Here is a 9,896-nt window from a genome sequence, read left to right as displayed (position 1 = left end):
ACTGCGGTGGAGGTGCACCTGGTGATCACCGACATGGCGTTGTTCGGGGTCGGGGATCCCAAACGCTCGGTCAACGAACCGGCCCGTATCCCCGGCCACGGCAGTGTGCCCGCCCCGATCGCCCGGGCCTGGCTGCGCGAGAACCTCGACCCCGACGACGAGGACGAGGACGAACCCGACGACGCCGCAGGTGACGACACCGTGCCCGACGACCACGTGCCCGACGAGCCCGTGCCCGACGGGGCGACCGAGGACGCTGCACGTGAGGACACCGGGCTCGACGAGCCCGTCCTGGACGCCCTGAGCGACGACGCTGACGACGATGCACCAGACGACGCCGGGTGCGATGAGGCTGGACGTGACGACGACGAGCCGCAAACGGCCTTGCCCGACCCAGCTGCGGGTGCCGGGGACGCCCGGGCTCGACCCCGGCGTGGGCAGCCGCCGGGCAGGCCACCGCGTGGTGGGCCGTCGTCTGGGCGTGCGCGGCCTGGCCCCAGCGCGCCGCTCGAGCGTTCGCACCCACCGGCGCCCGGGTCCGCCGTCGGCACCGGCCAGGGAACCCCGGCCCGCACGGGAGAGGCGGGTTCGCGGGTGGCGCGGGTGTGGCTGCGGCGCCTGTACACCAGCCCGGACGGGCGCGACCTGGTCGGCATGGACTCACGACGGCGCACGTTCTCGGGGTTGCTGCGCCGGATGCTGGTGCTGCGCGACGACGTGTGCACCACCCCGTGGTGCCAGGCCCCGATCGTGCACGCCGACCACGCCCACCCGGCCCGGGCCGGCGGGGTGACCGGGTACGGCAACGGCGACGGGCGGTGCGCGAGGTGCAACCAGGTCAAGGAGGCCCCGGGGTGGTCGGTGCGGGTCATCGACGACGGCCTGTCGGGACGGAACCGGCCGCGGCAGGTCGAGGTGACGACCCCGACCGGGCACCCCTACCGCTCCACCGCGCCGCCGATCACCGGGTGGGGCTGGGACGCGGCGCCCGGCCCGGACATCCCCCGGCCCGCAGACGACCAGGACCTCGGCGCCGAGCACTCCTCCGTCCCCGCCACACCCGCCACGGAGTCCGACGCACGGCGCTCCCAGCGAGCCGGCGACCCCGAGCGGGCGGACACCCTCCGTCGGCCGGCCTGAGCGTCGGTGGCGCCGCGGTGCTGCCCATGGCGGAGGTGCTCATGCCAGCCGTACCGGACGCCCGGGAACAACGGCCGCGGGGCGCCCTCGACACATCGTCGAGGATGCCCCGCGGGGTCGTGTCGTGGCGTCAGGCCTTCTTGGTCTCCGCGAAGATGCGCGCGATCTCGTCGATCTTGGCAAGCAGCTCGTCGGCCTTGGCGGCGTCGAGCTCACCCTTGGTGCCGGAGGCGCCGGCGAGCTTGGTGGCCTCGTTGAACAGGGTGTGCAGCTCGGGGTACTTCTCGAAGTGCGGTGCCTTGAAGTAGTCGGTCCACAGCACCCAGAGGTGGTGCTTCACGAGCTCGGACCGCTGCTCCTTGATGAGGATCGCCCGGGTGCGGAAGTCGGGGTCGTCGTTGTCCGCGACCTTGGCGATGATCGCCTTGATGGACTCCGCCTCGATGCGGGCCTGGGCGGGGTCGTAGACGCCGCAGGGCAGGTCGCAGTGTGCCGAGACGTCGGTGATGCGGAACAGGGACAGCATGGTCTCTCTCTCCTGAGGTGGGGGGACGTACGGTCTCGCTCAACCTACCCCAGCGGGCGCCACACCATCCCGACGGCGACCGCCACGACGTCCTCGTCGGCCAGCGACCCGACGTCGAAGGACGTCACACCCTCGGCCGCGTTGTCGGAGTCGACCCACCACCGGTCCGGGTCGTCGGGATCGGCTCCGCGGACCCGCTTGACCGACAGTGGTCTCGGGATGCCGTGGGCGTCCGGCGGGAGCCGCACGACCGCGACCCGCCCGGGACGCGGTCGTGCGCCCCGGAGCACGAGCAGCACGTCGCCGTCCTGGTAGGTGGGCATCATCGAGCGTCCACGGACCCGCACGAGCGCGGGACGCGGCATCCGGGCGCGCCCCTGGCGGCCGCGGGTCACCGGGCGCGCTGGTCCTCGTCCGGCGAGCGGCCCGCGCGCTCCTCCTCCTCCGCCAGTGCCGCAGCCGCGGCGAGCACCTCCGCGTTCGTGGTGACGGTCGCGACGATCGCCTCGGCGTGGGCGGCCTCCTCCTGACGCATGCGCGACAGGAAGGCCCGGGTGCGGTTGTGCTGGGGGTTGCCGATGACCTGGGCGGGCGGACCCTCCTCGACGACGACGCCGGCATCCATGAAGACGACCCGGTCGGCGACCTCGCGCGCGAAGCCCATCTCGTGGGTGACGACGATCATCGTCATGCCGCCCTGGGCCAGGTCGCGCATGACCTTGAGCACCTCGCCGACGAGTTCCGGGTCGAGTGCGCTCGTGGGCTCGTCGAAGAGCATGAGCTTGGGGTCCATGGCGAGGGCTCGCGCGATGGCGACCCGCTGCTGCTGGCCGCCCGAGAGCTGCGCCGGGTAGGCGGCCGGCTTGTCCTCGAGGCCGACCTGGGCGAGCAGCTCGAGCGCCTTCTCCGTGGCGGCGCCCTTCGACACCCCCTTGACCTGTCTCGGCGCCTCGATGACGTTCTCGAGCACGGTCTTGTGCGGGAAGAGGTTGAAGCGCTGGAAGCACATCCCGATGTCGCGGCGCTGGGCCGCGATCCGCTTGTCGGTGAGGCGGTGGAGCGTGCCACCGCGGTCCTCGTAGCCCATGAGGTCACCGTCGACCCAGATCCGGCCGCCGTCGATCGTCTCGAGCTGGTTGATGCACCGCAGGAAGGTCGTCTTGCCCGACCCCGACGGGCCGAGGAGCACGACGACCTCGCCGCGGTGGACGTCCATGTCGATGCCCTTGAGCACCTCGGTGCCGTGGAAGGCCTTCGTGACGTTGACGGCGTGGACGAGGGGCTGCCCGCGGTCGACGCCCTGGGGAGTGGTCTGCGCCATCAGTGGTCGGCCCCGATCTTGGTGAGCTTCTGCTGGGTCTTCTTGGGGACCGCGCCGAAGCCTCGGCCGAAGTACCGCTCGAGGTAGGACTGGCCGACCATGAGGATCGAGCACACGATGAGGTACCACAGCGTCGCCGCGACGATGCCGGGCATGATCTGGAAGGTGCGCTGGCCGAACTGGTACGACTGGTAGAACAGCTCGACGATGACGGGCACGGCGATGAGCAGCGAGGTGTCCTTGACCATGGCGATGGTCTCGTTGCCGGTCGGTGGCACGATGACCCGCATGGCCTGGGGGAGGACGATGCGTCGCATCGTCTTGCCGGGCGGCATCCCCAGTGCCTGGGCGGCCTCGGACTGGCCCTTGTCGACCGACAGGATGCCGGCGCGCGCGATCTCGGCCATGTAGGCCGCCTCCGAGAGCCCGAGGCCGACGATGCCGACCCAGATCGTGCTCGACAGGCTGCGGTAGTCGAACTGCGCGAAGGTGAGGTCGCCCTCGAGCCCGAGCGCCCCGGCGAGCTGCTGACCGAAGGGCACCCCGATGTCGAAGACCGGGTAGAGGAAGACCAGGCCCGTGCCGAGCAGCACGAGCAGCACGTAGCGGGGAATCGCCCGGAAGAACCACGTGTAGACGAACGCGACGCCGCGCAGCACCGGGTTGGCCGACAGGCGCATCACGGCGAGCAGGATGCCCAGCCCGATGCCGACGATCATGGCCCCGACGGTCCCGAAGATCGTGCCCTTCCACAGGCCCTCGATGACCGGGCTCTGCTGCATGATCTCGAACGCGAACGGGAAGTTCCAGTTGTCGTTCGTGAGGAACGAGCTGAAGAGCATCGCGGCGAGCACCGCGATGACGACCATGGCCACCCATCGCCAGGGATGCCGGACCGGCCGGGCCTCGATGGGGCCCGGCCGGTCCTGCGTCGTCGACGTCATGGTGTCAGGACACCGTCGGGTTCACGGCGAAGTCGCTGATGGCGCCGCCCTCGGTCTTCCACTTCGTGAGGATCTGCAGGTAGGTGCCCTCGGACTCGAGCTGCTTGAGGGCCTCGACGATGGCCTCGCCGAACGCCGTGTCCTCCTTCTTGAGGACGTAGCCGTACGGGGCGGAGTCGTACTGCTCGCCGAGCAGCTCGAGGGCGCCGCCCGTACCGTCGACGGCGGCGATGGCCGGCGGGAGGTCGACGAGCATCGCGTCGGCCTTGCCGGACTGGACCGTCGCGGTGACCTTGGCCTGGTCGGCGTCGACGAGGACGTTGATCTCCGGCTTGCCGGCGTCGGTGCACGCCTTCTGGCGGGCCGGGAGGTCGACGTCGGCCTGCACCGTCCCCTTCTGGACGGCGACGTTCTTGCCGCAGGCGTCGTCGGGGTTGATGCCCTTCGGGTTGCCCTTCTGGGTCACCCACTGGGTGCCGGCCTTGAAGTAGCTGACCATCGTGGCCTGCTCCATGCGCTCCGGGTTGATGGTGAAGCTCGAGACGCCGACGTCGTACTTGCCGCTCTGGACGCCGAGGATGATCGCGTCGAAGGCCGACGGGACCCACTCGGTCTTGACGCCGAACTTGGCCATGACGGCGTCGAACAGGTCGACGTCCATGCCGATGACGGTCTTGCCGTCGGTGTCGAGGAACTCGTTGGGCTGGTAGGTGGCGTCGGTGCCGATGACGATCTTGCCGGCGCTCTTGATGCTCTCGGGGAGCTTGGCGGCGAGGGCCTCGTCAACGGCGGGCGCGCTCACCGAGGCGGCGGGGGTCGAGTCGGACTCGTCCTCGGAGAGGGAGTCTGACCCACAGGCGGTCAGGGCGAGTGCGGTCGATGCCAGGGCGGCCACCGCCAGCGCGCGGGTGCGGAACATGAGGGTCCTTTCAGGAGGCGCGCCGGGAGGGGAGTTGGGGGTCCGGGGCGCGGGTACGAGGCCGATCCTGCCACCGAGCGGCGTCACGTGCGTCACACACCGATAACAGTTGTTCCCGCGCGTCACCGCCCTCGTCCCCGCGCGGCGCTCCCGCGGCCCGCGCGGGCAGCGGCCGCGACGCGACTACGTCGCGGCCCGCAACCCGCCGACGGCGACGGTGGTCGCGCGACGGGCGTCACACCGGGCAGCCTGTCGCGAGTGCGGCGGCCGTGCCATGATGGCCGCCTGCCGCGGCCACCCCGCGCCCCGCGAACGACCGAGTGGCACCCCCCTCGGATCCGCACCCCTGGCCCCCGCCCCCGCTGGTGGGCCCCGTGCCACCCCCCGAGGAGCTGCCCCGATGGCCGCGTCGCCCCACGTCCCCTACGTCGACCCGGAGAGCCCGGTGTTCCGCGCTCACGAGGGCGGCAAGCTGGGGGTACACGCGACGAAGCCGCTGCGGGACCGCGACGACCTGTCGCTCCTCTACACCCCCGGGGTCGCCGAGGTGTCACTCGCCATCGCCGCGGACCCCGCCCTGTCCACGCGCTACACGGCGCGGGGGAACACGGTCGCCGTCATCAGCGACGGCACCGCCGTGCTCGGCCTCGGGGACATCGGTCCCCTCGGGGCCATGCCGGTCATGGAGGGCAAGGCCGTGCTCTTCAAGCACTTCGCCGGGATCGACGCCATCCCCGTCGTCATGGAGTCGGGCTCGGTCGACGAGCTCGTCGAGGCCATCGCCCGGATCGCGCCGTCCTTCGGCGGCATCAACCTCGAGGACATCTCGGCACCGCGGTGCTTCGACATCGAGGAGCAGCTCAAGGAGCGTCTCGACATCCCGGTCTTCCACGACGACCAGCACGGCACGGCGATCGTCGTGCTCGCGGGCCTGATGAACGCCGTCGCGGTGCTCGGCCGTGCCCTCGCCGACCTGCGCGTCGTCGTCTCGGGGGCAGGCGCGGCGGGGGTCGCCGTGACCCGTCTGCTCCAGCGGGCGGGCGTGCGTGACGTCGTCGTGTGCGACTCGCGCGGCATCCTCGTGCCGGCCCGCCAGGACCTGACCGGGCACAAGAGCCGGCTCGCGGCGTCGACGAACCCCCGGGGGTTGTCGGGACGACTGGCGACGGCGCTCGAGGGCGCCGACGTCTTCGTCGGCGTGTCGGGAGGCACGGTGCCCGAGCACGAGGTCGCCCTCATGGCCCCCGATGCGATGGTGTTCGCCCTCGCCAACCCCACGCCGGAGGTGCACCCCGAGGTCGCCCGCCGGCACGCGGCGATCGTCGCGACGGGTCGGTCGGACTTCCCGAACCAGATCAACAACGTCCTCGCCTTCCCCGGCATCTTCCGGGGGGCCCTCGACGCAGGGGCCACCCAGATCACCGAGGCGATGAAGCTCGCCGCGGCGCGGGCCATCGCGGACCTCGTCGAGGAGCCCACGGTGGACCGCATCGTGCCGTCGGTCTTCCAGGAGGGGGTCGCCGAGGCGGTCGCGGCCGCCGTGCGCGAGCTGGCGCCCACGGCCGGCCACCGCGAGCGACCCGTGCTCGGGTAGGTCGGCCCAGGCCGGGTAGGTCGGCCCAGGCCGCTAGGTCGGCTCAGGCCCGGCGGGCGGCGAGCGACGCCGCGTGGGCCGTGCACCCGGCATACGTCGGCAGCAGACCGGCGGCCCCGGCCTCATCGAGCGAGGGCGCGGCGTCGTCCTTGGGCGACAGCAGGGCCGTCACGCCGTCGGGGAGGCCGAGCCCCACGGCCGGGTCGAGCGGGTGGATGCCGTGCTCGCCCGCCGGGTTGTACGTCGCCGTGCACAGGTACATCGCCGTCGTGCCGTCCTCGAGCGCGCAGAACGCGTGGCCGAGCCCCTCGGAGAGGTAGACGGCGCGCCGGTCGACGGTGTCGAGCGGCACGGCCTCCCACCGCCCGAAGCTGGGCGACCCGACCCGGATGTCGACGACGTAGTCGACGAGCGACCCGGTGAGGGCCGTGACGTACTTGCCCTGGCCGGGAGGGACGTCGGCGAAGTGGATGCCGCGCACCGTTCCCCGCGCGGAGACCGAGACGTTGGTCTGGACGATGTCGGGGCGGTGGCCGAGGTGCTCCGCGAGCCGGTCGCCGCGGAAGGACTCGAGGAAGACCCCCCGGTCGTCGCGGAACTGGCGGGGGGTCACGACGAACGCGCCGTCGATGGTCAGGGGGCGGATCTCCATCAGCGGCCGGACCGCCCGCGGGACAGGCACGTGTGGATGTAGGCGCCGTAGCCCGACTTGACGAGCTCGTCGCCGAGCCGGCGGAACGCGTCGTCGTCGATCCAGCCGGCCCGCCAGGCGATCTCCTCGACGCATCCGATCTTGTAGCCCTGTCGCGCCTCGACGACGTGGACGAACTGGCTCGCGTCCATGAGGCCCTCGAACGTGCCGGTGTCGAACCAGGCCGTGCCCCGGGGCAGCACGGTGACCGTGAGCTCCCCGCGACGCAGGTACGTGTCGTTGACCGCGGTGATCTCGAGCTCGCCGCGGGCACTCGGGGTGAGGTGGCGGGCGATCTCGACGACGTCGTTGTCGTAGAAGTACAGCCCCGGGACGGCGTAGTCGGACCGGGGGTCCGCCGGCTTCTCCTCGATGGAGAGCACGGTGCCGTCGTCGTCGAACTCGACGACGCCGTAGGCGCTCGGGTCGCTCACGTGGTGCGCGAAGACGTGACCACCCCGCACGTCGGTCAGCCCGCGCAGGGCGGTGCCGAGGCCGGTGCCGTGGAAGATGTTGTCGCCGAGCACGAGGGCCACCGTGTCGTCGCCGATGAAGTCGGCGCCGATGAGGAAGGCCTGCGCGAGGCCGTCCGGGCTGGGCTGCACGGCGTAGGAGATCTCGATGCCCCACCGGCGGCCGTCGCCGAGCAGCCGCTCGAACTGCTCGAGGTCCTGCGGTGTCGTGATGACGAGCACCTCGCGGATGCCGGCCATCATGAGCGTGGACAGGGGGTAGTAGACCATCGGCTTGTCGTAGATCGGCATCAGTTGCTTGGAGATGCCCCGCGTGATGGGGTGCAGCCGGGTGCCCGATCCACCGGCGAGGATGATGCCCTTCATGGGGCGCGAGCCTATCGGTTTGGGGAGGGGCCCGGCTCCCGCACTACCCTTGCGGCCATGAAGGTACTCGTCACGGGTGGAGCCGGGTTCATCGGCAGCAACTTCGTCCACCTGACCCTCGCGACCCGCCCCGAGGTCGAGGTCACGGTGCTCGATGCCCTGACGTACGCGGGGTCGACGGCGTCCCTCGCGGGCGTGATGGACCGGGTCACCTTCGTCGAGGGCGACGTTGCCGACGCCCCCCTCGTTGACCGCCTCGTGGCCGACGCCGACGTGGTCGTGCACTTCGCGGCGGAGTCGCACAACGACAACTCCCTCGAGGACCCGAGCCCCTTCGTGCGCACGAACCTCATCGGCACCTTCGCCCTCCTCGAAGCGGCGCGGCGGCACGACGTGCGCTACCACCACATCTCGACCGACGAGGTCTACGGCGACCTCGAGCTCGACGACCCGAAGAAGTTCACCGAGGACACCCCGTACAACCCGAGCTCGCCGTACTCGTCGACGAAGGCCGGTTCCGACCTGCTCGTGCGGGCCTGGGTGCGCTCCTTCGGCCTGCGGGCCACGATCTCGAACTGCTCGAACAACTACGGCCCGCGCCAGCACGTCGAGAAGTTCATCCCGCGCCAGGTCACCAACGTCATCGACGGGGTGCGGCCCAAGCTCTACGGTGCCGGTCTCAACGTGCGCGACTGGATCCACGTCGACGACCACAACGAGGCCGTCTGGACGATCGTCGACCGCGGCACCATCGGCGAGACCTACCTCATCGGCGCCGACGGCGAGGTCAACAACCGCGACGTCGTGCGGCTCATCCTCGAGCTCATGGGCCAGGACCCCGACGCGTACGACCACGTCACCGACCGCGCCGGCCACGACCTGCGGTACGCCATCGAGGCGGGCCGCCTGCGCACCGAGCTCGGCTGGGCCCCCCGCTACGGCAGCTTCCGCGAGGGGCTCGCGGCCACGATCGACTGGTACCGGGACAACGAGGCCTGGTGGCGCCCGATGAAGGACGCGACGGAGGCGAGGTACGCCCGCACCCAGCAGGTCGTGGCTCCCTGATGGCCCGCTGGTTCGTCGCCGGCGCCGCCGGCATGCTCGGCCAGGACCTGTGCACCGTGCTCGCGCAGGCCGGGCACGAGGTGACCCGGGCCGACCTGCCCGGGCTCGACATCCTCGACCCTGCCCAGTGCGCGGAGCAGGTGGGCGGCCACGACGTCGTCGTCAACTGCGCCGCCTACACCGCCGTCGACGCCGCCGAGTCCGACGAGGCGCGCGCCTTCGCCGTCAACGCGGTGGGGGCCGCGAACCTCGCGCGGGCCGCCCGCGCCGCGGGGGCCTCGATGGTCCAGCTCTCGACCGACTACGTCGTCGCCGGCGAGGTCCGCGAGCCCTACCCGGCGGATGCGCCGGTGGCCCCGGCCTCCGCGTACGGGCGGACCAAGGCCGCCGGCGAGTGGGCGGTGCGCGCCGAGTGCCCGCGGTCGTGGATCGTGCGGACCGCCTGGCTCTACGGCGCCGGTGGCAAGAACTTCCCGGCGACCATGGGCCGCCTCGCCGCGGAGCGTGACCGCCTCACCGTCGTCGCCGACCAGGTCGGCCAGCCGACGTGGACGGTCGACCTCGCCGAGGGCATCGTGCGCATCGTCGACGCCGGGGCGCCGTTCGGCATCTGGCACGGCACGTCGGCAGGGGAGTGCTCGTGGTTCGAGCTGGCCCGGGCGGTGCTCGACGAGCTCGGCCTCGACCCCGAGCGGGTCGACCCGATCGCGACGCAGGACTACCCCCTGCCGGCCCCCCGGCCGGCGTACAGCGTGCTCTCGCACGACATGTGGGATGCCGCCGGGCTGGCGCCGCTGCCGCACTGGCGCGACGCGCTGCACCGCGCCTCTGGCACCGTCCTGGCCGGCTCGTCGTAG

10 protein-coding genes and 1 pseudogene are annotated in these 9,896 nt (G+C 71.9%); 4 read left to right on the top strand and 7 right to left on the bottom strand.

Features of this window, described 5'->3' with window-relative positions; translation table 11 throughout:
* Positions 1-1,140: pseudogene (locus tag ABD899_RS04955) on the top strand (hypothetical protein); the annotation flags it as partial.
* A 130-nt stretch (positions 1,141-1,270) separates the two neighbouring features.
* Here ABD899_RS04955 and sodN read toward each other — a convergent pair.
* The 5 genes from sodN to ABD899_RS04930 are packed head-to-tail and all read right to left on the bottom strand — an operon-like array spanning position 1,271 to position 4,850.
* The gene (sodN, locus tag ABD899_RS04950; protein ID WP_345202999.1) at positions 1,271-1,666 is read right to left on the bottom strand and encodes a superoxide dismutase, Ni; all 396 of its coding nucleotides are present in this window, start codon (positions 1,664-1,666) and stop codon (positions 1,271-1,273) included.
* A 44-nt stretch (positions 1,667-1,710) separates the two neighbouring features.
* Entirely contained in the window at positions 1,711-2,061 is a 351-nt protein-coding gene (locus tag ABD899_RS04945; RefSeq protein WP_345202997.1) for a S24 family peptidase, read from the bottom strand.
* Positions 2,058-2,987, bottom strand: coding sequence for an amino acid ABC transporter ATP-binding protein (locus ABD899_RS04940; protein WP_345202994.1), 930 nt, complete (start codon positions 2,985-2,987; stop codon positions 2,058-2,060). The genes ABD899_RS04945 and ABD899_RS04940 overlap by 4 nt, the downstream gene beginning before the upstream one ends.
* On the bottom strand, positions 2,987-3,931 hold the full coding sequence (locus ABD899_RS04935; protein WP_345202992.1) for an amino acid ABC transporter permease: 945 nt from the start codon (positions 3,929-3,931) through the stop codon (positions 2,987-2,989). The genes ABD899_RS04940 and ABD899_RS04935 overlap by 1 nt, the downstream gene beginning before the upstream one ends.
* A 4-nt stretch (positions 3,932-3,935) precedes the next feature.
* Complete coding sequence (locus ABD899_RS04930) at positions 3,936-4,850, bottom strand: ABC transporter substrate-binding protein (RefSeq protein WP_345202989.1); 915 nt, start codon at positions 4,848-4,850, stop codon at positions 3,936-3,938.
* Positions 4,851-5,250: 400 nt separating this feature from the next.
* On the opposite strand from ABD899_RS04930, the gene ABD899_RS04925 reads away from it, so the two are divergent.
* On the top strand, positions 5,251-6,444 hold the full coding sequence (locus ABD899_RS04925) for an NAD(P)-dependent malic enzyme (RefSeq protein ID WP_345202985.1): 1,194 nt from the start codon (positions 5,251-5,253) through the stop codon (positions 6,442-6,444).
* Between the two features lie 43 nt (positions 6,445-6,487).
* Here ABD899_RS04925 and ABD899_RS04920 read toward each other — a convergent pair whose 3' ends face one another.
* Both ABD899_RS04920 and rfbA read right to left on the bottom strand, forming a co-directional pair.
* Complete coding sequence (locus ABD899_RS04920) at positions 6,488-7,096, bottom strand: dTDP-4-dehydrorhamnose 3,5-epimerase family protein (RefSeq protein WP_345202983.1); 609 nt, start codon at positions 7,094-7,096, stop codon at positions 6,488-6,490.
* Positions 7,096-7,974, bottom strand: coding sequence for a glucose-1-phosphate thymidylyltransferase RfbA (gene rfbA / locus ABD899_RS04915; protein WP_345202981.1), 879 nt, complete (start codon positions 7,972-7,974; stop codon positions 7,096-7,098). The genes ABD899_RS04920 and rfbA overlap by 1 nt, the downstream gene beginning before the upstream one ends.
* 57 nt (positions 7,975-8,031) lie before the next feature.
* On the opposite strand from rfbA, the gene rfbB reads away from it, so the two are divergent.
* Together rfbB and rfbD are read left to right on the top strand one after the other, a co-directional pair.
* Positions 8,032-9,039: a dTDP-glucose 4,6-dehydratase gene (gene rfbB / locus ABD899_RS04910; RefSeq protein ID WP_345202978.1), complete on the top strand. Its 1,008-nt coding sequence runs from the start codon at positions 8,032-8,034 to the stop codon at positions 9,037-9,039.
* On the top strand, positions 9,039-9,896 hold the full coding sequence (rfbD, locus tag ABD899_RS04905) for a dTDP-4-dehydrorhamnose reductase (RefSeq protein WP_345202976.1): 858 nt from the start codon (positions 9,039-9,041) through the stop codon (positions 9,894-9,896). The genes rfbB and rfbD overlap by 1 nt, the downstream gene beginning before the upstream one ends.

The organism is Fodinibacter luteus, assembly GCF_039541575.1.
GTDB lineage: Bacteria > Actinomycetota > Actinomycetes > Actinomycetales > Dermatophilaceae > Fodinibacter > Fodinibacter luteus.
Note: the sequence above shows the minus strand (reverse complement) of the source record. Positions and strands in the feature narration are given on the sequence as shown.

What these genes read in the sequence shown, in the direction of transcription:
- sodN (WP_345202999.1), bottom strand. Translation starts at nt 1,666, where the DNA reads ATGCTGTCCCTGTTCCGCATCACCGACGTCTCGGCACACTGCGACCTG.
- ABD899_RS04920 (WP_345202983.1), bottom strand. Translation starts at nt 7,096, where the DNA reads ATGGAGATCCGCCCCCTGACCATCGACGGCGCGTTCGTCGTGACCCCC.
- ABD899_RS04930 (WP_345202989.1), bottom strand. Translation starts at nt 4,850, where the DNA reads ATGTTCCGCACCCGCGCGCTGGCGGTGGCCGCCCTGGCATCGACCGCA.
- ABD899_RS04935 (WP_345202992.1), bottom strand. Translation starts at nt 3,931, where the DNA reads ATGACGTCGACGACGCAGGACCGGCCGGGCCCCATCGAGGCCCGGCCG.
- ABD899_RS04940 (WP_345202994.1), bottom strand. Translation starts at nt 2,987, where the DNA reads ATGGCGCAGACCACTCCCCAGGGCGTCGACCGCGGGCAGCCCCTCGTC.
- rfbD (WP_345202976.1), top strand. Translation starts at nt 9,039, where the DNA reads ATGGCCCGCTGGTTCGTCGCCGGCGCCGCCGGCATGCTCGGCCAGGAC.
- rfbA (WP_345202981.1), bottom strand. Translation starts at nt 7,974, where the DNA reads ATGAAGGGCATCATCCTCGCCGGTGGATCGGGCACCCGGCTGCACCCC.
- rfbB (WP_345202978.1), top strand. Translation starts at nt 8,032, where the DNA reads ATGAAGGTACTCGTCACGGGTGGAGCCGGGTTCATCGGCAGCAACTTC.
- ABD899_RS04925 (WP_345202985.1), top strand. Translation starts at nt 5,251, where the DNA reads ATGGCCGCGTCGCCCCACGTCCCCTACGTCGACCCGGAGAGCCCGGTG.